Raw genomic sequence first — 26697 nt, forward strand, 5'->3', positions numbered from 1 at the left:
ATGGCGAATCAGCAGGGCGCTGACGCCAAGTAACAAAGTCATAACCATCGCGCAAATAAAAGCCGGGCAGCCTTCCTGTGAAAGGCCCCCGGCTTTGACATGGCAACGACTCAGCCTGGCTTAGAACGCGATACGCAGGCCGGCAGAAGCACCGTATTCGCTGCGCCCTTGTGCCAACTCGCCATTCACCCCGCCGTACAGGTAGGACTGCTTGCCAATTTTCAGGGTGCCGTTCAACTGGGTTTGCACAAACTGGCGGCCACTGTGTGTCGATGTGGTCGTCAGCGCCATGCCGGCAAGCTGGCTATCCAGTTGCGGACGGGACAGTTTGCCGCTGTCTTGGCCAACTGCCAGCGATAGCTGGTAGGTAAAGGCGGCCTTCAGGGGGTCCTGTTCAAGAGACTTGCCACTGAAACCAACCATGCTGCGGATGCCGCTGGCGGAATAGCCCTGCAGATTCAGCGCCGCTACCGATGCATTGCCCTCGGTTTGTGCATCCCGGTTGCTATGCTGCCAAATCACCCTGGCAAATGGTTCGATCACACCATTGCTCATGACAATTGGCATGCGCAGGCCAGTGCTCAACAGGCTGTTGCTGCCTGTGGAGCTGGAAGACAATCCACCTTGCGTTTGCAGGGGATCGCTACGGCCGCTACTCCAGTCTGCGCTGCCGATCGAGGCCATGCCATCCAGGTAGAATTTGCCCAATGCCTGCGACCCATACACAAACACCATGGTTTCAGTCAGATTGCCCGAGCCAGACTCCTGACCAATTGAAGTTTCGGCATGCGACATACCAAAACCCGCCCGGGTCTGACTGGTGATGTACGCATCAATACCGACACTGAACTGGCTGCGGTTCGTCTTGTAACCCGAGGCATAATCGTCTGCCTTCAGTTGTTGGTGGTTGATGTTGGAGGTTGCCCACAGCACTCTGGCCGGTGTGCCATCCTGATTTACCCCTGCCGTCGTATCTTGCTGCAGATGGTTGCTGACATCACTTTGCAAGGCGCGCGAAGCCAGCGGTGCGGTTGCGGCCAGTGCAGCGTGTACTTCACCCGACAATTGTTGTGCTGCCGTTTTCAACTGCTTGGCATTCAAACCGGAAACCGCATACAGCAAATTGCTTTGCGCTGCAGTATCGGTATTGTTCACCTGGCCAGTAAGCACCTTGTCCAGCACGCCGCCTACATTGCGTGCATTCTGACTGCTCCCCGTCAGATACTTGGCATACGAAGTCGGCGTCAGGCGCAGATCGATGCTGTTGCTACCCAATTGATTGTAAAAAGCCACCAACTGGGTATCTGCCGCCAGACCGGCGCTGGGCTGGGTCAGGCTGTCAAAACGACCGACAATGCCACCTGCAGCAGTAATGATGCGGAAGCTGTCTCCAAGCGACGGCGTAAAGTTGTTATTGGCGGTACTGGTGGAGATGGCCGGATCAGTGGTGATGCCACGCAGCAGCGGGGTCAAGGTGCCAGCAGCAATAAATTGGCTGTTGCTACCGGTAATGATCAAGCGCGAGTAATTGCCCGCCCCGGTGCCGGTGCCGGTGCCATCAATGTCTTCTTCGAAGGTGCTGCCACTGGTCATGGTGACGGTACCGGTGGAAACCAGTGTGCCAGGGGAGTTACCCGGAGCCAGCTTGCCGGTTACCGTGGTCTTGCCATTGATTATCCCGGTGCCGCGCAACGTACCACTGTTGTCTACCGTTACATTACTGGTGAGGTCACCATTGGCCCGCAAGGTGCCTTCCAGAACGCAGGTGCCGTTTGAAAGCGTGGCATTACCGGTCATGTTCAGGGTACCGGCACCAGTCTTGTTAAAGCAGCTGCTGCCGGAACCCGTTACCGTACCGGACATGGTGGCGGTGGTACCTGCGTTGGTGTTGACGGAAGAACTGCCGCTGATCACCACTTGCTGGGCATTGCTCAGGGTGCTCAGCGTCTGCAAGGTACCGCCGTTAAGAAGAATCTGGCCGGTACCCAGCGATGCGCCATCGTCAATCTGTACCACACCGCCATTAATCGTGGTTTGCCCGGAGAAGGTATTGTGTGCGCCATTCACTTCCAGCGTGCCGCCACCGTTTTTCAGCAGGCTGCCAGAGCCGCTGATCACACCTTCCAGCAGCAGGTTGGTGCCGCTGTCGGTAGTGATCGCGCTGGTGGAGCCTGCCTGCAAAGTCAGCGCCCGGCTGGTGGCAAAGCTGGCTGTGCTGTGTAGCGTGCCACCATTCAGGGTAAGCGCTCCGCTACCAAGATTGGCATCAGAGGATACCTGCAAGGTGCCGCCATTGATGCGGGTGCCACCGCTATAGGTATTGGCACCGCTCAAGACTTCAGTACCACTATTCAGCACCAGGCCACCGCTACCACCAATAACACCAGAGAAGGTATCACCAGCATTGTTCAGTGTCAGGGTATTGCTGCCCAGATTCACATTACCGCTGCCGGACAAGGATTTGGCAGCCGCATTGGCGGTCAGGGTGAGGCTACCTGCATTGGCAATCGTCGAATTGCCCAAGCTGCCGCCGTTGGCCAAGGTGAGGCCGGCACCACTGGCAACAGTGGTGGCACCGCTATAAGTGTTCTCACCACTCAGGGTCTGGTTGCCGCCGGTAATGGTCAGACCACCGCTGCCGCCGATTGCGCCGGCAAAGTTGCCGCCATTACCGATGGTGAGGGTGTGGGAGTCCAGTGCCACCGTGCCGCTGCTTGCGCCATTGAGCTGGGCAATGGCTTCATCCGCACCGAGGGTGAGTGCGCCATTGGCAGTCAGGTTGGTGGCAGCAGACAGGCCGCTGTTGTTGTCGTTCAGCGTGGCGTTATTGGCAATGCTGACATTGGTGCTGGCCAGGCTGCCGTTGCCGGACAAGGTCAGGCTGCCGCCGTTTACCTGGGTGGCTCCGGTGTAGGTATTGGCCCCGCTCAGGGTTTCATTGCCGCCGGTGATGGTCAGGCCGCCGCTGCCGCCGATCACGCCGGCAAAGTTGCCGCCATTACCGATGGTGAGGGTGTGGGAGTCCAGTGCCACCGTGCCGCTGCTTGCGCCATTGAGCTGGGCAATGGCTTCATCCGCACCGAGGGTGAGTGCGCCATTGGCAGTCAGGTTGGTGGCAGCAGACAGGCCGCTGTTGTTGTCGTTCAGCGTGGCGTTATTGGCAATGCTGACATTGGTGCTGGCCAGGCTGCCGTTGCCGGACAAGGTCAGGCTGCCGCCGTTTACCTGAGTGGCTCCGGTGTAGGTATTGGCCCCGCTCAGGGTTTCATTGCCGCCGGTGATGGTCAGGCCGCCGCTGCCGGAGATGACGCCAGCAAAAGTATCGTTGGCATTGGTGAGAGTCAGCGTTTTTCCGCCCAGCGCTACGCTGCCGTTACCCGCCAGGCTGTTGATGCTGGCACCATTATTGGTTGCGGAAATGTCGAACGTGCCATTGTCAATCACCGCGCTGGACGCGGAAATACTGCCATCACCCGCCAAGGCCAGCGTTGCATTGCTATCAATGGTTGTACTGCCGGTGTAGGTATTGACTCCGGAGAATGTAACACTGCCACCGGTACCACTATTACTGATGGTCATGGAGCCGGTTTTGCCGCTGGCGTTAGACAGGACGCCGCTATAGGTACTGTTCATGCCATTCTGGTCAATGGTGCTGCTTGCCCCATTGGCAGAATCATCAATAGTAAAATTCTGTGCAACAGTAGTTGTATCGCTTTTCAGTGTGCCGCCCACAAAAGCCGGGTTTACTGTTGAGCCAAGATTGCTGGCCAGATATTGCGCTTGGGCCTTGTTAATATCGGTACTGCTGGTCTGGGTGGATGAGCCTGCAGTGGCGGGAACCGAGTTGAGTGTTACTGAGCCGGTGTAAATCGTTCCGCCTGCATATAGTACATCACCATTGCCATTGCCATAGATACGTACCGTATCAAAGAAATTGGTGTCATTGATGGCACCAATAAACGTATAAGTGCCATTACTATTTTGCTCTGGGACATCCGATCGTTGTGTTGCCGTCCCGATCAGCTGTGCATTTTCCCACGTATTGCTGGCCTGATTACCAAACTGGATATATAGCGATGAGTTATAGCAGCACGTTCCCCAGTCGCCCAGTTGGATGCCGAAGGCATTCATCAGCGTGCCAAACTTGAAAGTCAGGCCACTACCTGTTGGGTCCGAGCCCGAGGCTGTCATATTGATGCCCTGGCCGGTTGTTCCGCCGGCTGCGGTAAGGCTTGGCGAATTACTCAGATAAGTTGCATCTACTGTCCGGCTTGCACCGTTGGTGGCAGAGATGGCGATTCCGCCAACATTCCAGCTGGTGCCATCAGACAAGCCGTTTACCGTCGTGCTGGTGAAAGTTGAAGAGGCTCCGGATGAATAGGTATTCACTGTATCCTGCAAGCGAGTTTCACCGGCAACAAATGTCTGGAAATACACAACCGGTGTTGCCATGGCCATATTCACCATGGAGGTGATCACCATTCCCGTGAGCGCGCACATGGCAACAGAAGCCATCTTCCCGCCAACTTTGGTCAAGCGGTACCCGATGTCGGATCTTTTCATTTTCTCATTACCCCATAGCCATGTCGCATCAACGAGTGACTGACTCTGGCTTGCCAATTTGTAAATATATTTTTTAAGTAACTTCTTCGGTTTAAATCATTTGCAGAAATTGACGTTTTCGGTAGAAAACATCCATCTGAATCGAAGAAAAACCGGGATTGATAATGCCAAGTTCATGGCATGTGGACCTTACCGTTGCTTACTAATCCTTACGGTTTCTTACGTGGCGTTTTGTAATGGGAGTAACTGGAAAAAAAGCGAGAAGACGATTAGGATTGGCCGCTACTTTTACTGCCACTGATTCAACGCATGCTTGCACTTTCTTTTCGTCTATCTACCTGGATTTTTACGACGGTATTGCTTGTGTTATTGAATATGCATTTTGCATTTTCTGCGCCAAATAATATTACTTTGCAATATTCATGGAAAACCCTGGCTGATCCGACTGGGGAGATGAAGATTGAACAGATTCGTTTGAGTGATCATCTGTTCAAACCTGTCCATTCCAATGCTTTCGGCTATTTGAAAGGTGCGTTATGGATAAGAATTGAGATGCTGCGCAAGCCGGAGCAAGCTGAACAGTGGTGGTTGGAGTTGCAGTCCCCCATGCTGGACTATGCGACGCTATACGAAAAAGATGCCACGGGAAAAGAGTTAATCAGGACGATGGGCGATCATGCGCCTATGAGTGATCGTGAAATTGATTACCGCAATCCGGTATTTCGACTAAATATCCCGGCGAGTAAGCCATACGTGGTTTATATTCGTCTGAGTAGTCAGAATACAATGACGGTGACGCCTGCCTTTTACACGTGCAAATCACTGATGAAAAGCATTGCAACGGAGCAGATTTTTTTTGGGGCGCTGGCTGCGATTTATTTTGCCTTGCTGATAAATGGATTCTGGCTTTGCCGTGCCTCGGGTGACTGGTCTTATGCATGGTTTGGCTTGTATGCATTGTGTAATCTTTTCGTCATGCTTGGGTCGGAGGGCTATCTGTATCAATATCTGTTCGGGAATGCTCCTGAATGGAATGAGGTGATATTGATTGTCAGTATTTACTTTGGCGTTCCTACTGGTGGGCAATTACTGCTTTCTTATCTGGAAATAAAAAGCAAATTGTTCAGGATGGTTATCCTGTTGGATTGGCTTGTGTCATTGCTGGCGGTAGTCTTTCTTTTTCTGGCGGATCAGCAGTGGATTCGACCTGCTTTTCAGGTGTGGATTCTGCTGAACATGTTATTTGGCACCGTATTTATCTTTGTTACGCGACGCCAGAACAAAATGGTAATGCGTATTCTGTTGGCCTTATTTCCATTCTGGCTGGCAGTGGCCTTGCGCAGTTTTCGCAATATGGCGCTGTTGCCATCTAATATCCTGACAGATAATGCCTACTATATTGGTATGGTATTGTATGTGCTGGCACTTAATTACGCAGTAAGCATGAAGGTGAAGACGCTGAGGCAGGCACATGACCAAGCCCTGAACGATGCATTAGAGCTGTCCAAAAAGAATGAACATGAGCTGGAAGAGCAGGTTATACAACGCACCATGCAGTTACAGGAGGCGGTGCGCCAGGTTGAGGCATCCTTGCAGCTTGAGCGGCGGGCGCGTGCGGAGCAACGCGAATTCTTTGCAACGGTCTCGCATGAATTACGCACACCTTTGACGGTGATTGATATGACGGCACAAAATCTGGAACTGGATGCCGTAGAGGGGGATGCGGAAACCCGTACCCGTTATCGCAAGATATTGCAGGCAACTAAGCGGCTAAGCCTGTTGCTGGACCGATATCTGAATGAAGACAGCTTTACGCTGATGCGGCGTGGTGTGCAGTACAAGCATTGCAATCTGCATATGATGCTGGAGGATGCGGCCCGTTCCGCCTCCATTCTGTCTTGTTCGCATCAATTCATCTTGCAGCTGGATCCGCTGCCGGAAAACATTGTCTGCGATCCTGACCTGATGTTACTGGTGCTGCGCAGCCTGGCAGACAATGCGGTGAAATACACGCCACCTGGGTCAACCATCGTGTTTACGGGCAGCATCAATGCTGAGCGCATTGAGGTTCTGATCAGTGATAACGGACCTGGCATGAATGCCGAGCTGCTTTCTCGTGCGTTCGAGCCGCATTATCGTGGTGCAAACAGTGCTGGCAAACCAGGTAGCGGGCTGGGTTTGATGCTGGCTCGCAAGCTGATGGAAAACCAGGGGGGAAGTCTGACAATAGACAGCGTCGAGGGCAAGGGCTGCAAAATCCATCTGTCTTTGCCCATTCATGCCGAGGTGTCAGACTTCAGTGTGGCCTAGGGCCGTGCAGGTTTTTCCTGTGACTTGCGGTTCACTGCAATACGGTCATGGTGGCGAGAAAGCTGTAACCCTTGCCGTGTTCGGTTTTTAACGGCAAGGCGGTGCCGGTTTCATCGGCCCATCTTTTGCGTAAGCGGCTGATCATGGTGTCCAGCCGGCGCATGTCAAACTCCAGCCAGTTATAGCCCAGTGCTTCAACCAGATCCCGGCGTGGCAGGATTTGCAAGCCTGCGGCGGAAAGCTGCTGGAACAATATGCGTTCAGTCTGCGACAGCGAAATATGCTGGCCCTGCGGAGAGAGTAGTTGATGCGTTCGCAGGTTCAGGCACCAATCTCCACCGATGCGGCGAAAAAGGGCATTGATGATGGCTTCCAGCTCCAGCAGGTGGAAGGGCTTGACCAGATAATGATCAGCACCACCATTCAAACCGCTGAGCATATCTTGCGTTGAACTGCGTACAGTCAGCATGATGATGCCGGTACGGGGGGAGTTGCGGCGGATAAGCTGTGCTACGTCAAGCCCTGTGCCATCCGGTAGACCAATGTCCAGGATGGCAATGTCCACATTGCTCTGCAGTTGTGCAAACTCGGCCAGTGAACCGGCTTGCAATATCTGATGACCGCTTCGCAGCAGGAATCTGGTGAGTTCCTCGCGCAGCTCGGTCTCATCTTCTACTAATAATATTTTTGCCACGATCTGTTCTGCCTCGTTTGAGGCGCAATATTATAATGGGCCGCGCAGCAGTCATGGCTTACAAAAACTTACATGCCATTTGGGTGGTCTTGACCATGCTGCCGCCATGGTCAAGGCCACGCCAAGTCCAGGCGCTGCGGCAGATGCAGCTTAAGCAAGCCGGTGTTTAGTGCGCAAAGAGAAGGTGGCTTCTTCCCTGTTTATGAAAATCCATATTCTACGGCCTGGGCAACGTAAAAAATGCTTACCTTTTCTTGCTGCAAGCGTTGAAGCAAGCGCGCTTTCTCTGCCTGGCTGACAATCATGATGACCTGTAGCGGCTGCTCGGATTGGTCGAACATGGTAATGGCATGAAGACGACCATCGTGTCCCAATCCCTCTACTGCGCCGTTGAGGGTGGCGCCGCCAATAGCCAGTTCCTGGGCCAGTTCCAGCAGCCATTGCCCCAGCGGTGTGGTGCCGTGATTGCGGTCCTGTCGGGTATAGAAAGTGATCTGGTAGCCCTGCATGGCCTTCTCCTGAGAATGGGTGTTTAGTGGCCCAGCATGATGCCGCCATCCACGGCAATATGCTGACCGGTGATGAAGTCGTTTTGCAGCAGGAACAGATAGGCAGATGCCAGTTCGTCGATGCTGGCAAGACGCTGCAATGGAATGTCGTGCTCAAAGCGGGTTTTGATCTGCGTGAGCTGGGCGGCGGGCATGTCACGCCAGAAGGGTGTCAGCGTCCAGGTAGGGGATACCGCATTCACCCTTGCCTGTGGTGCCAGTTCGGCCGCCAGGCCTTGCACCAGTGCATTAATGCCCAGGTTGCCGACATAGCTGGCGCAGGCATGCTGGGCGCGTCCGCCGGTGCCGGATGTAAACACCATGCTGCCACCCTGGTTCAGCTTGCTTGCCGCCAGTTGGCCGATGCGCACATTGGTGAAAAATTTTGATTCCATCACCCTGCGTATTTCGGCCATCTCTGCCTGCAGGAAGCCGCCGCCCATGACATCCCCCACCATGGAAACCAGATGGTGGAAGTCCGGCAGGGCGTTAAACCATGTGGCCAGGGCGGCGTGGTCGTGGGCGTCGAGTTGATGGCTGTCCACGTCTGCTCCCAGGGCCTTGAGTCTGCTGCTGGCTGCGGCCAGCCGTGCGGGATTGCGCCCGGCGATGATCAAGCGGGCTCCGGCCTGGGCGGCCAGCTCTGCCACGCGCAGGCCGATGCCGGAACTGCCGCCGATGATGACCACGGTCTGGTCTGCGATCTTGCTCATCCGTTGCTCCTTGCGTCAGCGTCAGTGGGTGCGTCCAGGCCCAGTGCCCGTGCCGCCTGTAATGCGATAGCGGTGTCATTCGCGCCATGCGCGCCACTCACGCCAATGGCACCGATAAACTGCGCCTGCCATTGCAGTGGAATCCCGCCTTCCAGCGGCGTGGTGCCGGGCGTAGCCAGGAAACTGGGCTGACCTTGATTGATGAAACGTTCAAACATGCCCGATGGCGCCTGCAGCAGTGCGGCGGTGCGGGCTTTGCCAATGGCCACCTCCGGGCTGATGCCGATGGCGTGGTCGTGTTTCTCGAAGGCGACCAGCGTGCCAGAAGGGTCGACCACGGCAACGCTGATGGCCCAGCCGGCACGGTGTGCCAACTGCTGTGCCGCGGCCAGTAGCTGGCGTGCGCTGTCCAGGCTGATGGTGAGACGTGGAAAACCGTGGGCAGTGGGGTGTGTCATGTGAATGCCGCTCCTGCTGGTGCTTATGAGTGGGTCTGGATTTCCGGATGTACCGACATGCCAACGCGCAAAGCCTGCAGTTGCGGCTGTCCGGCATCCAGTGCGATGCGTACTGGCAAGCGCTGCACGATCTTGGTGAAGTTGCCGGTGGCATTGTGGGCCGGCAGCGGTGACAGGCTGGCACCGCTGGCCGGTGCAATGCTGGCAATGTGGCCGCGCAGCTTGCTGTGCGGCAGGGCATCCACCTGCAGCGAAACCGGCTGACCCACGCGCAGATTGGCCAACTGGGTTTCGCGGAAGTTGGCTTCCACATATAGCGATTGCAGCGGTACCACCACCATCAGCGGTTTGCCAATGCTGGCCAGCGCTCCTGTACGGGCTTCGCGCTGGGTAATCACGCCGGCTACCGGGGCGCTAATGTGGGTGCGGGCCAAATTGAGTGCGGCGCTATCTTGCAGGGTGCGGGCCTTGGCCAGTCCCGCCTTTGCTTTGTCCAGCTCGGCTTGCAGCACGCGGGTTTGTTGCCTTACCGCTTGTAGCGTGGCCTGGTCACGCTGGTGATTGGCCTGTTGGATGCTTAATTGCGCGGCAGCTTGCTGCTGTGCCTGTACCGAGCCGGAGCCGTCTGCTGCCAGATGGGCAAAACGGCTGCTCTCCGCTTGCGCCAGTTGCAGGCTGGCACTGCTGGCCTGCAGTGCTGCGCTGGCTTGGGCCAGGCTGCTGCTTTGCTTGTCGAGCTGGGCTTGCAGGTTGGCAACATCGGCGCTGGCCGCCGCCACGCCGGCCTGTGCCTGCGCCAGCGCAATGCGGAAATCACGATCATCGATTTCCACCAGTGGCGTTCCGGGGCTGACCGGCTGATTGTCTTCCACCAGTACCCGGCTGATCTGGCCTTGTACTTGCGGCGCAATCAGCGTCATGTCTGCGGCGACATAGGCGTCGTCGGTGGCCTGGGTGGCGGCGGAGGCTTCGTCGCGGTTCAGATAATAAAAAGCGCTGGCCAGCACGGCCAGGGTGATTCCCCCCAGCGCGATGCGGGGTGCAGTGATGTTGTTGACTGGCATGGTGTCATCCATGGTTTGGTGGGCGTGAAGGAATAAGCGGAGCCGGGATGTATTGCATCAGCAGCACACCGGGAATCAGCAGCAGGGCCAGCATGCCCAGCAGCAGATAGACATCGGCAATGGCCAGGGTGCTGGCTTGTGCGCTGAGCTGGCCTGCCAGTTGGGTCAGCGACATGCTGCTGCCTTGCCAACTGAACTGGTCTTGCAGCACCTCGTGGTGGAAGTCGCTGCGCAGGGTCAGCAGACGGCCTAGCACGGTGCTGCCAAACAGGGTGGCAAAGGCGCGCAGGGTATTGACGATGCCGGATACATAGGCACCTTCCATCGGCTGCACTACGCTGGTGGCCAGAAACAGCAAGGCAATCACTGCCATGGGTTGGCCGATGGCCTGCAGCCACTGTGCCAGGCGGAATTCATTGCCCATCCAGGCTGAGGTCAGGCCGCTACCCAAGCAGCAGGCGGCAGCCATGCAGAGCAATCCCACCACGAAGACATGGCGTGCATCGATTCTGCGCTGGTACAGCAGCAGCGCAAGCAGCGGGCCGAGCAGCAACTGCGGCAGGCCAATGCGCATGCCGATGCCTTCCATTTGCAGTACACGAAAGCCCTGTAGCTGGCCCAGCGCCATGCTGGGCAGCGTAGTGCCGGCCAGCATCACGATCAGCAGGCAGAAAAACAGCGTAAAGCCCAGCCCCAGATTGCGCCGTTGCAGCAGTTGCAGCTTCATGAAAGGAGCAGGGTGGAACCATTCGCTCAGCAGAAAAGCCGTGGTCAGCACCCCGCCGCCAAACAGCATCAGCCGGATGGCGCGGGAGTGAAACCAATCCAGCCGGTTTGCCTGGTCCAGGCCCAGTGCCAGCAGTGTCAGGCCAGCCATTCCCAATAGCAGTCCGGGCCAGTTGGCCTGGCGCAGCCGCTGCAGCATGGGCGGCATGACTGGTATGCCCCAGGCAATCAGCGCCATGGACAGCAGGCTGAGCGGCACGGTTTGCCAGTACAGCCAGCGCCAGTCTTCCAGCCGGTCCAGCCAACTGGCGGCCAGCGCCAGCGACATATTGGGGGCGAAGGTGGCGGTCATCGCATACAGCGCCAGGCCGTGCAGACGGATGGATAACGGCAGAAAGCGCAAGGCGCCCATCATCAGCAGGGGAATCTGGCTGCCGCAGCACAGCCCTTGTACCGCGCGCAGCGCCAGCATCAGCGGCAGGCTGTGTACGGCGGGGAGCAGCAGGGCAATCAGCAATACCAGGGTCAGCATGATCAGTTGGAAGAGCCGCATGGAGAAGGTGACGGCGCACCAGGTGGCAAATGGCATGGCCACCAGCTCACCGGCACTGTAGGCGCTGCCAAGCCAGGAGGCCTGGTCGCCATCCCAGCCTAGCTGGCCGTAGAGGTCGGGCAGGCCCAGGGCCACCACCCGGTTGTTAAAGCCCGCCATCATGGCTGCCAGCAGTACGCCAAGCAGTCCGGTGGCCAGACGCAGGCCAAATGTCGGCGCGGCTGGCGGGCTGGCCGACTGGGCGGCGGCGTGCTCAGTCATGGGCCGCCTCCGCCTTATCCTCTGGCCAGTTGCCCCCCAGTGAGCGATACAGCGCCACCATGGACTGGCTGACGGCGGCACGCGCGTCATTCAGCGCCAACTGTCGTTCGGTGGTGGCGGCTTGGGCTTCCAGCCATTCCAGCCGGCTGCTCAGGCCTTCGGCATAAGCATGGCGGGCATGCTGCTCGGCCTGTTGGTACTGAGCCAGCGCGGCTTGTTGCTGCTGCAGGCTGGCCCGGGTGCTGTGCAAGGCCTGGGCGGCATCGTCCACCTCATGCCAGGCTTGCAGAACGGTTTGGCGGTAGCGGATGGCAGCTTCCTGCTGCCGGGCCTGGGTCAGTGCCAGGGTTTGTTGCAGGCGTCCTCCATTGAACAAGGGCAGGTAGAGCGCGGGGCCAAAGGAAAACTGCCGTGCATTCCACATGCCCAGGTCGTGGCCGTTAAAAGCCAGGCTTTCCAGGCCGGCATTCAGGGTGAGGCGCGGGTAGAAGTCGGCTTCGGCGGCGGCCACATTGGCCAGTGCCGCATGCAGGCTGGCTTCGGCTTGCAGGATGTCTGGCCTGTTGTGGGCCAGGCTGGAAGGCAGCCCGACCGCTAGCCGGTCAGGCGGCAGGGGCAGGCTGCTGGCTGCGCCCAGTTGCTGATCCAGCTCACCCGGATTGCGGCCCAGCAGGAGCGCCAGCGCATTGCACAAGCGCGCGGTTTGCAGCGTCAGCGCCTGTTGTTTGGCCTGCAGTTGGGCAGTAAGCGCCTGGGCCCGTTCCAGCGGCGCAGCACCAATCAGGCCCTGTGCTTGCCGGCTTTGCAGCAGCTTGCTTTGCTGCTGGCTCAGTTGCAGTAGCTGGCTGTTCAGGGTGGCCGCACGCTGGCTGTGGCGTAGCAGCAGGTAGTGTTGTGCCACATTGGCCAGCACCGCCACCTGGGTGGCTTGTGCGCCAAAGTAGGCCGCCTGGGCATTGGCTTGTGCGGCACGTTGCTGCTGTTGTAGATAGCCCCATAAATCCAGCTCCCAACTGCTTTGCAGCCCCACTTGCCACAGGTCGTAGGGGCGGGTGGGCGCTCCCAGGCGAACCAGTGGCGAGTGCGCGCTGTTGGCGTTGCGGTTGTAGCCGGCTTGCGCGCCCAGTTGTATTTGGCTGGCGGCATCGGCCAGGCCGGCCTGGGCCCGGCTGGCGGCCACCCGGCTGGCGGCCAGTTGCAGGTCCAGATTACCTGCCATGGCCTGCTCCATCAGGGCATCGAGCTGCGGGTCCTGCAGTAGCTGCCACCACTTGGCGGGCAAGGGCTGGCTGGGCAGGGTGGGGTCGTCTTGCAGGTGCGTGCGTGGCGTGTCCGGCAGCACGGACGGGATGCGCGCTTGATGCGCGCAGGCACTCAGGCAACTGGCGAGTGCGAGTAGCAGCAGTCTGCCGGACAGCCTGCCGGGCAGAGGGAATGGTGAGCTTGGCATGGTGTGTTGGCGCAATCAGTCATTGTGACTGTACCGATCGGTACAGCTCTTTTTTTAAACTAGGCAACTGGCCGGTGGCTGTCAAGCACCATGCACAGCATGGTCTTCTTTGCGGCATGCTGCTGGCGTTTGCTGGACAGCAGTTCCGCCGTCGGCGGATAATGCAAGGGTTAAAATTGTACCGATCGGTTTGAAATGAAGGATGAAGCCGCCAGCAGTGCCGGTTCGGCTGTGGCTTGTGACAAAGCCAGTGTGGTATTGCAAGCAGCAACGACGGTGTTTTTACAGCATGGTTTCAGCGCAGCCACCACCGACATGATCCAGCGTGAAGCCGGGGTGTCCAAGGCCACGGTCTATGCGCGCTTTGCCAACAAGGAGGCGCTGTTTGCCGCGGTCATCCAGCAAGAGTGCGCCAAGCTGATGAGTACCATCCGCAGCATAGATGCAAGATCACATGGCTTGCGTGCCACACTTTCGGATATCGGTACCGATTATCTGAACATCATCCTGTCACCCACCGGCATTGCCTTGTACCGGGTCATCGTGGCGGAAGCACCACGGTTTCCTGACTTGGCGCGCCAGTTTTATCTGGCAGGCCCCAAGGTGGTGGCTGATTTGCTTGCACAGCAGATTGCGGTTTTTGTGGAGGAAGGTCAGCTACAACTCAAGGGCATGGGCTTGGCGGATGTCACCAAGCTATTTGTCAGCTTGCTGCGGCATGAGGCGCAGTTTGAACTGCTCACGCATCCGGCATCACGACCATCGGCAGCGCAAGTCGACCATTGGGTGGGGCTGGCGGTCACTACGTTCTTATTGGCTTTCCAAAGCTGAATCCCATGGGTATTGCCTGCGTCTTGCCCGCCAGCGGGGGATTGATCCGCGCATGCCCTCGCTGCGCCAGCCCAATTACGCTTGCTCCATCGTCCAGAGCGCCTGCGTAGCCGAGCATCACTCCCCTGGCCGGGCCGGCGGCGGGCAATGGCTGCCTGCTTCGCCCTCTGGCGATGCGCGCATCACCTAGGAGGCTGCCGGGATGCGTGCCGGCACGGAGGCTGCTGCACCAGCTTGCGCCATGCCCTGCTTGTCAGCGCAGTCAATTCTCCCGGCATGTGTTTATCCGGCAGGGATAACCGCTCCTTACTGCTGATGGCTTTGTATCCTGCGGCGGTAATCCACCGGGGTCAGGCACATGGCCTGTATGAAGGCGCGGCGGAAGGCGGTTTCATCGCCATAACCACACTGGCCGGCCACCTGCTTGATGCTGATGCCCGGCGTAGCCAGCAACACGCAGGCTGTTTCGATACGCACACGGGTGATGAAGGCCTTGGGTGACTCACCGGTCAGTTGCTTCAGGCGGCGGTGCAAGGTGCGCTCGCTCAGGTGCAAGGCCTGGGCCAGTGCCTCCGCCGTCATTCCGGGGTGGGCATGGCGGATGATTTGCTCTGCCTGCAACAGCAGCGGGTTGGCCGTGTTGACGAAGCCACGCGGGGCATACAGCAATTGCGGCAGCGGCAGGCTGTCGGCCACCGAAATGTCCGCTGCCAGCCTGGCCAGCTCCGGGCCGGCCAGTCGCCGGATGACATGCAGTGCCAGGTCCACCCAGGACAGCGGCCCTCCGGTGGTAATGATGCCGTCTTGCTCCTCCAGGGCGCTGCCCCATACATGGCAGGCAGCCGGAAAACGCTGCTTGAACACATGGTGTAACCACCAGGTGGTGGTGCAACGGCGCCGGTCGAGCAAACCAGCCTGTCCCAGCACAAAGGTCCCGGCACACGCGCCGCCAATCAGCACGCCAGTCTGATGGCGGGATGACAGCCAGCGGGCCGCCTGCGCGTGGGCCGCGCTATGCGGCGGCTGGCCGTCAGGCCCCAGCGCCATGCCGGCAATCAGGATGGCATCGTAGGCTGTTTCTGCGTCAAACGCGCCATCCACCGGGATCCACCGTCCTTGTGTGTCGCGCAGCGGCTGGGCATCGGCACTGACAATCCGGGTGTGAAACAGCGGGCCGGGACTGCCTGCCAGGGCTGTTACCACCCCCGGTGGCGGATTGCGGCTGGCCTGATTGCAGATCCAGAACATGTCCGCCAGGCCGCTGATGGCGGATAACAAACTGCCTTCCAGTGCCACGATGGCGATCTGCATGATCTTCCCCTTGTCTGTTTGGCGAATTTTGCATGAACAATGTCCAGTTCGCCATCTTATTTGCCTTCATCCACCCGGCTACACTGCATGACATTGACTCACCGGATGGAAAAAATGTCACAAGTAAATGATGCAACAGGCTTTTCAAGCCAGAATGCCAACGCACGGCAAGCCCGCAACTGGAAGCAGCAACTGCTGGCCCTCGCCGGTGTGATGCTGACACTGGCCAGCACGCCTGGCCAGGCCGCGCCTGCCATTCGCAATATCGTGCTGGTACATGGCGCATTTGCTGATGGCTCCAGTTGGGCACCAGTCATCAGCCGGCTGCAGCGGCTGGGTTATCACGTTACGGCGGTGCAAAACCCGCTGACTTCATTGGCGGACGATGTTGCCGCCACCGAAAAGGTACTGCAGCGCCAGACGGGAGATGTGCTGCTGGTTGGCCACTCCTGGGCCGGGGCCGTCATCACCCAGGCGGGCAATGCTGCCAATGTGAAAGGCCTGGTCTACCTGTCCGCCCTGGTGCCGGATAACGATGAATCGGTCAGTGATTTGCTGACCCGCCTGCAGGCCCCGATGGCAGGGCTGGCTGCCGATGCGCACGGCATGCTGTGGCTGGACCAGCCGGCCCGGTTCCGCCAGGTGATGGCTGCCGATGTGCCTCTCAAACAGGCGCGGCTGTTGGCCGCCGTGCAGCAGCCCATTGCCAGCGCCAGCTTTGGCGGCAAGGTGGGACATGCGGCCTGGCACGACAAGCCCAGTTGGTATGTGCATACCACGCAAGACCAGGCCTTGCCGCCCGCGGTTCAGCTACGCATGGCCGGGCAAATCGGTGCCACCGTGTGGTCGGTGCCTGCCAGCCATCTTTCGATGATTTCCCGCCCGGCGACCATCGCCCGCCTGCTAGACCGGGCAGCCCAGGCTGCCAGTCGTTAACACCTCACCCAGCAAAGAGATACCCATGAATATTCTGCATATTGATGCCAGCATTCTTGGCGCACAGTCCATCACCCGTGACTTGTCTGCCGCCATCGTGCAGCAGTTGCAAGCCACACACCCGGACGCCCGCGTGGTCTACCGCGATGTGGTGCAGCAGGAAATCCGTCACCTTACCGCTGCCATTGCCGGCGGATTCCGACCCAGCGGCGTAAGCACGTTTGACGCAGCCACGCAGCAGGAACATCAGCTATCGGAATTGTTGCTGCAGGAATTCATGGCCAGCGATGTCATTGTCGTGGGCACCCCGATGTACAACTTTTCCGTTCCCACCCAGCTCAAGGCATGGCTGGATCGTCTGGCCCAGGCTGGGCGTACCTTCCAGTACACCGAGCGCGGCCCGGTTGGTCTGGCCGGTGGCAAGCGCGTGATTGTCGCCTCGGCCCGTGGTGGCTTCTATGCCGAAGGCCCGCTGGCACACATGGACTTCCAGGAAGGCTATCTGCGGGCATTCTTCGGCTTTCTGGGCATAGACGATGTGCAGTTCGTTCGCGCGGAAGGTGCATCCAAAGCTGCTGAAATCCGTCAGGCAGGCATTGCCAAAGCCAAAAGCGCCATTGCCAGCCTGTAACTCACCTTCCATACCGGAGAACAAACATGCTATTTGCCATTACCCTCCACTATCTGCGCCCGGAGCAGGAAGTCCAGGCACAACTGGAAGGCCACAAGACATGGCTGGTCGACAATATCCGCCAAGGCCGCATCCTGTTTGCCGGCCCGCTGCTGGGCGGCACCGGCGGATACATCCTGGCATATGCTGAGCAGGAGGCAGAAATACAGCAGATGATTGCAGCCGACCCCTTTGCCATTCACCAACTGGCCGGCTTCAGCACGCAGGCCATTGCACCGGCCATTCGCGCCGGGCAATTCCCGCAGGCATGGGCAAACCAGGCCAAGGCCGTGGCTTGACACTGCTGCGCGTGGCCGGGGCCGAACCGGCCATGCCGCATGTGCGTGGCGGAATTGATTGCCAGGCATGAGAACCACATGGCCGCTTTCCTGGTGAAAGTGGCCGTCTTTATCTGTAGCAAGCGGTGAGGCTTGCCTGCCCATGCCCATTCCACCTGGCGTCCTGTCCTTAGCGCGCGGGTGGCAATCCTGCATTGCCGACCTGCGCAATATCAAGCTGATGCACCTTCTGGGCAGGACATATAACGGGCTTGTTAAGTCGCTTTTGCTTGGTCGGACGCCTGCAGGCAAGGCCGGGCAATATTTAAATCTCAGGGCGCGCTTGTCATGCGATGGGGCAAGCCGGCGCGAGCAGCGCATGCTGGGTTATTGCTTACTTGATGTGTCCGGATGCAGAAGGTTTAGCTGGCTGGGATGGCAGCTTGAGTGGTGACATCTGCGCGCATGCAGGCCGGAGATGTGGTGCCTGGCTTTGTAAATGGCATAGTAAAAATGGTGTGATAGCATCACTTGCAAAGTACAGGGCAGGAGATGAACTGACACCCTGACTTGTAATCATGTCAAATTCCGGAGTGCTTCGTCTTATGCAATTCAGCAGCAAAGTAAATGCCCATGCTCACCCTTGATTTACCAACGGTGCTGTTTTTATATTCAAGCTCGCTGCTGGCCGGTACCTTGGCCATGCTTTATGTATGGCACCATAACCGGAATAGGATGGGCCTTGGTTTTATTGCATTGGCGTTTGCCATGCTGGCAACTGGTGGTGCGCTGGCCAGCGTGACGGAAAATAATCTGCTGCCCTGGCCAGGTTTTTGGCTGTATATTCATTTTTCTCTTGGCATTGGCGGCTATGCCATCTTGTGGCTGGGATTGGCCGCGTTAAGCAGCCATTCATGGCGACGCTACCGGATTATTGCCTTTATCATTCCGATCTTATGGTTGCTAAGCGGCATATGGTCCGGGTTTGTCATGCAGAATACATTGCGTGCGGCAGCGTTTCATTTCAATTCATTTTTCTTTCTGCTGGCGGCGTCATTCTGCATTTGGCAGGATAGACATATAGAACCGCTTTGTTCCAGATGGCTGCTTAGCCTGATTCTGCTAGGCAGTGCGCTGCTATATGGTGGTGAGTGTTATTGGATTCTCGCCGGGGCGTGGACAGTGCAGGAAATAGCCTGGGCGTTTTTTGCGCAAATCATTTGTAATTTCTCCCTGGTGCTGTTTGTGCTGACGATGTTGTCCGAACGTGCCGCCTTCCAGCTCAAGCAGGCCAGTGAGCGTGATGAGCTTACCGGCATCGGTAATCGGCGCTTCCTGTTTGCCCGTCTGCCGCCGCTGGCGCAGCCCGGCAGTGCCATCATCATGATTGATGTTGACCATTTCAAACGGGCTAACGATACCTTTGGGCATCTGGGTGGGGACCGGTTACTGGCGGTGACGGCGCAAACCCTGCAGCGCGTGCTGCGCGCGGTGGATGTGATGGCGCGCTTTGGTGGTGAGGAATTTGTTGTCTTCCTGCCGGATATCAGCACACAAGACGCGCGTGAGATGGCGGAACGCCTGCGCTGCGAGGCCGCGGCCCAGGAAATCGATCTGGGTGATGCCCGTTACAAGGTCACGATCAGCATCGGTCTGGTCTGCCTCGACCAGCCAGGCTGCAGTTGGGATGAGTGGATCAAGCTGGCCGACGCCGCCTGCTACCAGGCCAAGCAGCAGGGGCGTAACCGGGTCTGCCAACACCAGGCCGCTACGGTTGCGCCTTGAGGGTAAGTGCCGTGTGGTGCATGGCAGCTCCGGTCTTGTCTGCCCGCTTGGAGCAGGCAGCGCTCCAGGCGGCAGTGTTTCAGGGCTGATGGTAGCTCAGACTGTCTGGCGGAGCCTGCTTGCGGTCGTGCAAACCGTAATCCCTCTCCACCGTGGCCACGCGCAAGCGGTAAGCCGCAAAGATGCCTGCGCGTCCCTGTTGCTGTGCCGCGCGGTGATGCTCCAGGCGGCGCCATTGCTCAACTGCGGCGGCATCTCGCCAAAAAGACAAGGACAGCAGTTTTCCTGGCTGACTGAGGCTGGCAAAGCGTTCGATGGAGATGAATCCTTCGATATCCTGCAACAGCGGCCTGAGTGCTGCCGCCATGTCCAGATAGGTTTGCTGCGCACCGGCAGCCGCTTCCACTTCGAAAATGACAGCGATCATCTCATGCACCTCATGCAGTGAATTCGGGAAGGCGGACATTGGCTGAGCGGCGCCAGGTGTGCCGTGGCAGGGGCTGGTCACTCAGCCCGTGCGCCAACAGATGTTCGATACCCGTCATGGCAATCAGCCGGGCCCACGTCGCACCGGGGCAGGCATGCGCGCCCGCGCCAAAGGCCAGATTCTGTGCCGCGTCGGCCGCCGGGCCTGCCAGCAGGAGTAATACCGGATCACCAGCCTGCAGCGCATAGCCAGCCAGACTGATCGGGCAGGACGCAAAGCGGCGCGTATTCTGGATGGGGGGCAAATCGCCCAGCACATGGCTAATCCATGCCGCAGCACTGCCTTGCCATCCGCCGGCCTGTCCTTGCAGTAATCCCTGTCCGATCAGCCCGGTTGTTCCTTCCGCCGCTTGAAACCACAGGCCAATGGCATTGGCTACCGTCCACTGCCTGGCCGTGTCAGGCAAGTCCTGCTTAGCCATGGCCTGGCACAGGGCCTGCAACAGCGGGCCGGGGGCATCCAGTTGACACTGCATGCGGCTGCTCAGCCGGGCGGCGGCAGCCATGCCGACGGATATTTCTTCTGCACTGCCGCCGGGGGCCACGCAACGCACAAAGGCCAGCACATCATCAATGAGTTCCGCCCAGTGCGGTGCCGCAATGCCGAACAGCTTGGCCAGCACCAGGATGGGCAGCCCATCGTTAAAGCGGGTGAGCGATGCGCCATCCAGCGGCTGGGGCAGGGCAAACCAGCCGGCAATGTCCCGGCTTGCCTGGTAAACCGTCGCTTGCGGAATACTATCCAGGGCCTGCTGCACGGCTGTTTTGAGCGCCAGATGCACTGGGCCATCATTCATGCGGACCAGCCTGGCAAAAATTTCCCCAGCAACAGTCGCGGACAAGGCTGCGGGAACCGGCTCATGTGGCGGGCGGACCATCAGCGCGGGGCAGTGCAGTGCGCTGCGGACGATGGCATTGGCGGCGGCGACCCAGCAGCGCCGCTCCTGATCAAAAACCATACCCTGGACGGACAAGGTCTGGTAATCGGCGCGTGGATCGTCCTTGGTTGCAGCCGCAATGGCATCTGGCAGGGTGGGGGGGGTGGTAAGCAAGCGTCTCTCCTTGGTAACAAGCAGCGTCACGATAAGGCTGGTTGCGCGGTGATGCTTCGCTTACCATCGAAATATGGATGAAGCGCATTTTGAAACCCAACTGGCCGCCTTGGCTGCCGCCATTGGCGAACGCACGCGGGTGCGCATATTGTGCGCACTGATGGATGGCCGCGCCTATACCGCAACCGAATTGAGCACGGTGGCCGATGTCACTGCCTCAACGGCGAGCAGCCACCTGGCGCGGCTGCAGCAGCAGCGCCTGATCGACTGTGTGCCGCAGGGCAGGCATCGTTACTTCCGGCTGGCCAGCGTGCAGGTGGCCGAAGCGCTGGAAAAGCTGATGGGGCTGGCGGGGAGCGAGCCGATCACCCCGCGCAGCAAGACCCCGCAACGCTTGCGTTTTGCCCGTACCTGCTATGACCACATGGCCGGGGAGCTTGCCGTGGCCCTGCATGACCGACTGTGCCGCCAGGGCTGGCTGGATGCGCAACATTACACCCTGAGTGCCGCCGGTTTGCAGGCCCTGCAAGGCATCGGCTTATCGCTGGAAGCCATACCTGCACAGCGCAAGTTTGCCTGTGCCTGTCTGGACTGGAGTGAGCGCCGCCCGCATCTTGGTGGCCACTTGGGCGCAGTGTTGCTGCAGGCATTTGAGAAACAGCGGTGGGTGGTGCGCCAACTGGATAGCCGCGCCTTGCAACTGACAGCCAGTGGCAAGAGGGCCTTGCAGGCGCATTTTGATTTGCTTCTCCCGTAAAGGGCGGCCGGGCCGGGCTGCTGTCGGGCATGGCCTCCACACAGGATGGACGGCTGTGTACGGGCGGGATTGCCCGCGGCGCTGCGCGCCAGCAGGGCAAGCACAATCGTGTCGGTAAACCTCGCTGGTGTTGCTGCTCAGGCCGGGCATCCAGGCTGTTGGCAATGCCTGTCACATGGCAGCCTCAGTCGCAGACAATACGCGCAGCCCCCGGTAGTCGTCCCCGCGGTACACCGCACGCGCGCGTTTGCAGCGCCGGTCGCGATGTCATGGCTGGGTATCTTTTTCCTGCAGAATCAGCCCAAGCAAGCCGGGAAAGCGTTGCTCAATATCCTGGCGGCGCAACTGGGCCATGCGGCTGTTGCCACGATCCACCTGACGGATCAGGCCGGCTTCGCGCAGGATGCGAAAATGGTGTGAGCGCGTGGCCTTGCTTAACTGCAAGCCGAACGAAGTGCAATGCCGCTCGGCATCTTCCACATCTTCCAGCAGTGCCTTGACCACCCGGCGGCGTGTCGGGTCCGCCAGTGCCATCAATACTTTACCCAGTTCAATTTCATCCCGGTCAGGGTGGCCTTGCTCATCTGGCATTCATTCCTCTCCAAAAAATTCATTTGACATATTGTATGGCGCTGTTCTATAAAGCACTGGTTCGAAGATATTCGAACCTTCGATGGGTGTCAAACCATACGCGCATGATGATAGTGCGAGTTGCGAAATCTTGTGCACTTTAAGAACAGGAGTTGATCGATGAAGATTGATCTTGGCTACGCCTCGCCGGGTCTGGCTTACGAAAGCACCGTTCCGCGACATATGGTGCACCGCGCAGCAGTCAGCGAAGTGTTTCTGACCGGCGGGCTGCCCTGCAGTGATCTGCACTTTCAGTGCAGCGCGCAATTACCGCGTGCGCATCGCTATTTTAGTGATCACACCCACCCGCAGTCACACTATGACATGCTGCTGTTGCTGGAGGTATTCCGTCAGGCTTCGATTTATATTGCCCACGCCTTTCTGAAGGTCAGCATGCAGGACAAATTCATCTATCTGGATAGCGATACCCGGCTGCTGCAACGCTCCGCGCTGTTGATGCGCGATTGCCCCGCCACCGCGCTGGTGGATGTGAAAGTGGTGGATGAATATGTGCGCAACGGCGTGCGCGCCGGGGTGACGCTGGACATGAGCTTGCTGATCCAGGGGGAGGCCGCCGCACACAAGCGCATGGGCATCCGCTGGATGGATGAGGCCAGTTGGAAGCGCATGCGGGCCAAGGCCATGCATAAAGTCATCGTCAATGCCGACCCGCAGATTCAGCGCCCGGCACCGGCCCAACCCTCGCTGGTGGGGCGGGCCTATGCCGGTAATGTGGTGGTGGGGGCGCATATCCAGGAGCAGGATGGCGCGTTGACCGTTCCGGTGATTGTCGATCAGGGCAATGCCGGCATTTTCGACCATCCGCTCGATCACATTCCCGGCATGTTGCTGCTGGAAGCCTTCCGCCAGACCGCGCTGATTGCCGCCAACCGTTACCAGGGCATCAATCCGGAAGAGGTGCTGCTGTCGCGCTGCCAGGTGCGCTTCACCCGCTTTGGCGAATTCGGCCTTGCCACCAGTTGCCGCCTGACCAGCGATGCAGTCTGCCTGGCTGACGATCATGAAACGGTGCTGATGTCCTTGTTGATCGAGCAGGAAGGCCAGGTGATTGCCACCGCTTCGCTGGAGCTTGCTGCGCTGGCCGCTGCTGCCGATGTGCGCCTGACCGCGCCGCTGTCGCTGACACAAACGCAGCCAGCAGGGGTGTGAGATGCGTACTCCGAAGATGATCTGGTTTGATTTTGGCGGCGTGCTGTCTCCGCCCATTCCCGCCTTGTTCCAGCAATACCAACAAAAGACCGGCCTGGCCCCGGCGCAATTGCAGCAAGCCATGCGCGATGTGGCCGCCCAGATGGCACTGCCGATGCTGGCCCCGGTGGAAAATGCCGTCATCAGTGAGGCGGAGTGGGGCCGGCGGCTGGAAAACGCCTTGCGCATGCGTCATCCCGAAATTGACCTGTCCCGCGCCCGGCTGCGCGAATTTGGCGCGCAGTGGTTTGCCGGGGTCAGCCCGAACCGGACCATGCTGCAGGCGGTGCGCCAGTTGAAAGCCGCTGGCTATCAGGTGGGCATTCTCACCAACAATGTGCTGGAGTGGGAGCCACACTGGCGAGCCATGTTGCAACTGGACAGCGTGGTGGAGCTGGTGGTGGATTCATGCAAGGAAGGCTGCCGCAAACCCGATGCCCGCTTTTTTGCCATTGCGGCGCAACGGGCGGCGGTTCAGCCCGCTGACTGCCTGCTGATCGACGATGTGCAAGAGAATATCGAAGCGGCGGCCAGCCTGGGCTGGCACACCCTGTGGTTCCAGGATAATGCCCAGACACTGCTGGAGCTGGAAAACATCACCAGGGTGGCCCTGCGTGAGCACATGGAGCTGGCCGCAATATGAACGCTCCTGTCTCTGCCTTGGCACCGGTATGGGTTGGCGACATCCCGCAACTGGATGCCGCCGCGGTATACCACGCCACCAGCCCGGCCAACGGCATGGCCCGCATCATCTTGCCCAGCGGCCATGTGGCATATCACCTGACCCGCTATCACGAAGTGCTGCAAGTGCTGACCGATGCCCGCTTTGTGCGGCGGCCCTGCAATACCGAGGATGGGCCAAGCTTTCTGCCCACCATCACGCCCAATGAGCTGTTACTGAACAATGATGGTGCCAGCCATGCGCGCTTGCGCAAGGTGGTGGCGAAGGATTTCAGCGCCGCCGGGGTGGCGACACTGCGCGATACGGTGATACAGGCCACCCATGCCAGGCTGGATGCGCTGTCGTCGCAGACGGGCGTGATTGATTTGCTGGACCTGGTGCTGGAATGCATTCCAGCAGAAGTGGATTGCCATTTGCTGGGCATCCCGCTGGCGGATCGCAGTTATTACCGGCCATTGACCCATACCGTGCAGATTGCCGATCCGCGTGATGTACCCGAGTTGTTGCGCCAGTTCTGGCTGGTATATGACTACCTGATGGATCTGGTGACCGGCCGCCGTACCACCGCCCCCCACGGGCTGATTCGCCGCTTTGTCGCCGCCCGGCACGAAAGTGTGCCGCCGCTGAACGATGAAGAACTGGTGGGGATTCTGCTGGGCATTCTGATCGGCGGCGATCAGAACATCCTGACCGTGCTGTGCAAGGTGGTTTATACCCTGCTGGCGGCACCAGCCTTATGGCAGTCGCTGCGCGCGCAGCCGGCAACCCTCCCCGCCATGGTGGAAGAACTGCTGCGGCTGATTCCGCTGGGGACCACCTCCACCTTTCCCCGCATCGCCAGTGAAGGTGTCCATGGCAGCTTTGGTTTCATTCCGGCAGGCAGCGTGGTGTATGCCGATGTGTTTGCCGCCAATCGGGATCCCGCAGTATTTGCCGATCCCTTGCGGATTGATCCACAACGCAATGCCAGCAAGCATTTGCAGTTTGGTTACGGCATGCATCACTGCATGGGTGCCGCACTGGCGCGCATGGAAATCACCACCGTGCTGGAGATCCTGCTGCAGCGCATGCCGGACTTGCAACTGGCGCAGCCCGCCGCCAGCGTGCCATGGACCCACGGCACCATTCTGCGCAGACCCGCATCCCTGCCGGTCTGCGGATTAACCCTTCGCTAATCAGGAAACGAGAATTATCATGCAGCAATCCATTGCAGACAAAGGACTGCTGGCCATCATTTTGCTGGCCATCTTTGTCGTGCCCAGTTCCATTTCCGGTACTGCCGTTGCACTGCCTGCCATTGGTCTGGACATCCATGCTCCGTTGACCAGCCTGCAGTGGGTGGTGAATGCCTTCAACCTGACCTTTGCCTGCTTCACCCTGTCCTGGGGGGCCGTGGCGGATAATTTTGGCCGCAAGACCTGCTTCAGCCTGGGTGCGGTGTTGTATGCGCTGGCGTCCCTGTTGTCGGCGCTGGCCGACAGCCCCATGCTGCTGGATTTGTCGCGGGCGCTGGCAGGCATTGGCGCGGCTGCGGTGTTTTCCTGCGGCATTGCCATTCTGTCCACCCGCTTCGAAGGGGCCGCCCGCTTGCGGGCCTTTGCCCTGTTTGGCACGGTGGCCGGTCTGGGGGTAAGCCTGGGGCCCACCCTGTCCGGGGTGATTCTGGAGCATTTCAGCTGGCGCGCCATCTTCTGGTGCCACACTCTTGCCTTGCTGCTGGTCTTGCTGGGCAGCGCCATCATTCCGCGCGATCTTCCCGCGATCGGGCAGCGGCTGCAGTTTGATACCGTGGGGGCCAGCCTGTTCATTCTGCTGCTGCTGGCGCTGATGACCGCCATCGTACAAAGCTCGCAATGGGGCTGGAACAGTCAGGGCATCCTGCTGCTGCTGGCGCTGGCCGTGGCCACGCTGGCGTTGTTTATCTGGCAGGAAAAGCGCCACCCCAATCCCATGCTGGATCTGTCCTTGCTCACCAATCAGCGTTTTGTCGGCATGGCACTGGTGACGGTGGCGGCATCCTTCGGCTTTGTCACCTTGCTTACCTATCTGCCCAGCTATCTTGGCGGTGTGCTGCAACTGGCCCCCACCCGCACCGGGCTGACCATGCTGCTGCTCACCCTGCCCATGCTGATCTGCCCGCTGCTGGCAGGCAAGCTGGTGGCCCATGGCGTATCTGCCAACCGTGTGCTCAATGCCAGCCTGCTCAGCCTGTTGTTGGGCATCATCTTGCTGGCCGCTTTCAGCAATCCGTCCAGCACTTGGTGGCAACTGGCCTTGCCCATGCTGCTGTTGGGCTGCGGCATGGGCCTGTCAGCAGGGCTGGTGGATGGGATGGCGCTGAAGATGGTGCCGGCGGAAAAAGCCGGCATGGCTGCCGGCTTGCTCAATACCTTCCGCCTGGGCAGCGAGGCGGTGGCCGTGGCGCTGTACGGTTCCTTGCTGGCTACGCTGCTGGGCGATGCGGCACATGGAGCGCTGACCACCTTGAGCAGCAATGCAGAGCAAATACATGGTTGGATCAATGCCGCGGCGGCCGGCAATCTGGCAGCGCCCGCGCCGATGGCGCTGGCCAGTCAGTTGCAGAGCATTCTGATCAAGGGCTATGACCAGGCTTTTCATGGCGTGTTGTGGCTCTTGGCCGCCATCATCCTGCTACTTACCGGGCTGATTGCCTGGCTGATCCGCCCGGCCATGCCGGCCACCGAGGCCAGCCAGCCTTTGTAGACTGGT

At 59.2% G+C, this 26697-nt stretch carries 24 protein-coding genes; 12 read left to right on the top strand and 12 right to left on the bottom strand.

Translation table 11 applies throughout. The features are described 5' to 3' along the window. Positions 1-120: 120 nt before the first annotated feature. On the bottom strand, positions 121-3633 hold the full coding sequence (locus tag DLM_RS06730; protein WP_167467049.1) for an autotransporter domain-containing protein: 3513 nt from the start codon (positions 3631-3633) through the stop codon (positions 121-123). A 1239-nt stretch (positions 3634-4872) separates the two neighbouring features. On the opposite strand from DLM_RS06730, the gene DLM_RS06735 reads away from it, so the two are divergent. Further along, on the top strand, positions 4873-6873 hold the full coding sequence (locus tag DLM_RS06735; RefSeq protein WP_089084743.1) for a sensor histidine kinase: 2001 nt from the start codon (positions 4873-4875) through the stop codon (positions 6871-6873). Between the two features lie 31 nt (positions 6874-6904). Here DLM_RS06735 and DLM_RS06740 read toward each other — a convergent pair whose 3' ends face one another. The 7 genes from DLM_RS06740 to DLM_RS06770 all read right to left on the bottom strand — a co-directional run bounded on the left by DLM_RS06740 (position 6905) and on the right by DLM_RS06770 (position 13340). Next, the gene (locus DLM_RS06740; RefSeq protein WP_231960116.1) at positions 6905-7567 is read right to left on the bottom strand and encodes a response regulator transcription factor; all 663 of its coding nucleotides are present in this window, start codon (positions 7565-7567) and stop codon (positions 6905-6907) included. A 200-nt stretch (positions 7568-7767) separates the two neighbouring features. After that, positions 7768-8076: a DUF190 domain-containing protein gene (locus tag DLM_RS06745; RefSeq protein WP_089084744.1), complete on the bottom strand. Its 309-nt coding sequence runs from the start codon at positions 8074-8076 to the stop codon at positions 7768-7770. A 23-nt stretch (positions 8077-8099) separates the two neighbouring features. Further along, positions 8100-8828, bottom strand: coding sequence for an SDR family NAD(P)-dependent oxidoreductase (locus tag DLM_RS06750; RefSeq protein ID WP_089084745.1), 729 nt, complete (start codon positions 8826-8828; stop codon positions 8100-8102). Further along, positions 8825-9286 (bottom strand): GlcG/HbpS family heme-binding protein, encoded by a 462-nt coding sequence (locus tag DLM_RS06755; RefSeq protein ID WP_089084746.1) that lies wholly within the window; start codon positions 9284-9286, stop codon positions 8825-8827. The genes DLM_RS06750 and DLM_RS06755 overlap by 4 nt, the downstream gene beginning before the upstream one ends. Positions 9287-9309: 23 nt before the next feature. Continuing rightward, on the bottom strand, positions 9310-10350 hold the full coding sequence (locus DLM_RS06760) for an HlyD family secretion protein (RefSeq protein WP_089084859.1): 1041 nt from the start codon (positions 10348-10350) through the stop codon (positions 9310-9312). A gap of 4 nt (positions 10351-10354) precedes the next feature. Beyond that, positions 10355-11890 (bottom strand): MFS transporter, encoded by a 1536-nt coding sequence (locus DLM_RS06765; RefSeq protein ID WP_089084747.1) that lies wholly within the window; start codon positions 11888-11890, stop codon positions 10355-10357. Continuing rightward, a complete protein-coding gene (locus tag DLM_RS06770; protein ID WP_089084748.1) occupies positions 11883-13340 on the bottom strand; it encodes an efflux transporter outer membrane subunit in 1458 nt (485 codons plus the stop codon). Before DLM_RS06770 ends, DLM_RS06765 begins: the two co-directional genes overlap by 8 nt. Before the next feature lie 195 nt (positions 13341-13535). Here DLM_RS06770 and DLM_RS06775 point away from each other — a divergent pair, with 195 nt between their 5' ends. Together DLM_RS06775 and DLM_RS23295 are read left to right on the top strand one after the other, a co-directional pair. Then, on the top strand, positions 13536-14171 hold the full coding sequence (locus DLM_RS06775; RefSeq protein ID WP_089084749.1) for a TetR/AcrR family transcriptional regulator: 636 nt from the start codon (positions 13536-13538) through the stop codon (positions 14169-14171). 52 nt (positions 14172-14223) lie between these two features. Continuing rightward, positions 14224-14361: a hypothetical protein gene (locus tag DLM_RS23295; RefSeq protein WP_167467050.1), complete on the top strand. Its 138-nt coding sequence runs from the start codon at positions 14224-14226 to the stop codon at positions 14359-14361. 116 nt (positions 14362-14477) lie between these two features. Here DLM_RS23295 and DLM_RS06780 read toward each other — a convergent pair whose 3' ends face one another. Then, positions 14478-15482 carry a GlxA family transcriptional regulator gene (locus DLM_RS06780; protein ID WP_089084750.1) on the bottom strand — a complete coding sequence of 335 codons (1005 nt, stop codon included), beginning with the start codon at positions 15480-15482 and terminating at the stop codon, positions 14478-14480. Positions 15483-15596: 114 nt separating this feature from the next. Here DLM_RS06780 and DLM_RS06785 point away from each other — a divergent pair, with 114 nt between their 5' ends. The 4 genes from DLM_RS06785 to DLM_RS06800 all read left to right on the top strand — a co-directional run bounded on the left by DLM_RS06785 (position 15597) and on the right by DLM_RS06800 (position 19151). Continuing rightward, complete coding sequence (locus tag DLM_RS06785) at positions 15597-16418, top strand: alpha/beta fold hydrolase (RefSeq protein ID WP_089084860.1); 822 nt, start codon at positions 15597-15599, stop codon at positions 16416-16418. Between the two features lie 25 nt (positions 16419-16443). After that, complete coding sequence (locus DLM_RS06790; protein WP_089084751.1) at positions 16444-17049, top strand: FMN-dependent NADH-azoreductase; 606 nt, start codon at positions 16444-16446, stop codon at positions 17047-17049. Positions 17050-17075: 26 nt separating this feature from the next. Beyond that, the gene (locus DLM_RS06795; protein ID WP_089084752.1) at positions 17076-17387 is read left to right on the top strand and encodes a YciI family protein; all 312 of its coding nucleotides are present in this window, start codon (positions 17076-17078) and stop codon (positions 17385-17387) included. Positions 17388-17993: 606 nt separating this feature from the next. Further along, positions 17994-19151 carry a GGDEF domain-containing protein gene (locus DLM_RS06800; RefSeq protein ID WP_089084753.1) on the top strand — a complete coding sequence of 386 codons (1158 nt, stop codon included), beginning with the start codon at positions 17994-17996 and terminating at the stop codon, positions 19149-19151. Positions 19152-19230: 79 nt separating this feature from the next. On the opposite strand, the gene DLM_RS06805 is transcribed toward DLM_RS06800, so the two are convergent. Together DLM_RS06805 and DLM_RS06810 are read right to left on the bottom strand one after the other, a co-directional pair. After that, positions 19231-19578, bottom strand: a complete 348-nt coding sequence (locus tag DLM_RS06805; protein WP_089084754.1) for an antibiotic biosynthesis monooxygenase family protein — start codon at positions 19576-19578, stop codon at positions 19231-19233. A 10-nt stretch (positions 19579-19588) separates the two neighbouring features. Continuing rightward, positions 19589-20689 carry a cytochrome gene (locus tag DLM_RS06810; RefSeq protein ID WP_089084755.1) on the bottom strand — a complete coding sequence of 367 codons (1101 nt, stop codon included), beginning with the start codon at positions 20687-20689 and terminating at the stop codon, positions 19589-19591. Between the two features lie 73 nt (positions 20690-20762). On the opposite strand from DLM_RS06810, the gene DLM_RS06815 reads away from it, so the two are divergent. After that, positions 20763-21446 (top strand): ArsR/SmtB family transcription factor, encoded by a 684-nt coding sequence (locus DLM_RS06815; RefSeq protein ID WP_089084756.1) that lies wholly within the window; start codon positions 20763-20765, stop codon positions 21444-21446. 267 nt (positions 21447-21713) lie between these two features. On the opposite strand, the gene DLM_RS06820 is transcribed toward DLM_RS06815, so the two are convergent. After that, positions 21714-22037: an ArsR/SmtB family transcription factor gene (locus tag DLM_RS06820; RefSeq protein WP_089084757.1), complete on the bottom strand. Its 324-nt coding sequence runs from the start codon at positions 22035-22037 to the stop codon at positions 21714-21716. A gap of 159 nt (positions 22038-22196) precedes the next feature. On the opposite strand from DLM_RS06820, the gene DLM_RS06825 reads away from it, so the two are divergent. From DLM_RS06825 to DLM_RS06840, 4 genes are read left to right on the top strand one after another with little or no spacing between them, the layout of a single operon-like run. Further along, the gene (locus DLM_RS06825) at positions 22197-23246 is read left to right on the top strand and encodes a ScbA/BarX family gamma-butyrolactone biosynthesis protein (RefSeq protein ID WP_089084758.1); all 1050 of its coding nucleotides are present in this window, start codon (positions 22197-22199) and stop codon (positions 23244-23246) included. 1 nt (position 23247) lies between these two features. After that, entirely contained in the window at positions 23248-23928 is a 681-nt protein-coding gene (locus DLM_RS06830) for an HAD family hydrolase (RefSeq protein ID WP_089084759.1), read from the top strand. Further along, positions 23925-25142 (top strand): cytochrome P450, encoded by a 1218-nt coding sequence (locus DLM_RS06835; protein ID WP_089084760.1) that lies wholly within the window; start codon positions 23925-23927, stop codon positions 25140-25142. The genes DLM_RS06830 and DLM_RS06835 overlap by 4 nt, the downstream gene beginning before the upstream one ends. A gap of 19 nt (positions 25143-25161) precedes the next feature. Further along, entirely contained in the window at positions 25162-26691 is a 1530-nt protein-coding gene (locus DLM_RS06840) for an MFS transporter (RefSeq protein WP_089084761.1), read from the top strand. Positions 26692-26697: the final 6 nt, after the last annotated feature.

It is taken from the genome of Aquitalea magnusonii, from assembly GCF_002217795.2.
Taxonomy (GTDB): domain Bacteria; phylum Pseudomonadota; class Gammaproteobacteria; order Burkholderiales; family Chromobacteriaceae; genus Aquitalea; species Aquitalea magnusonii_B.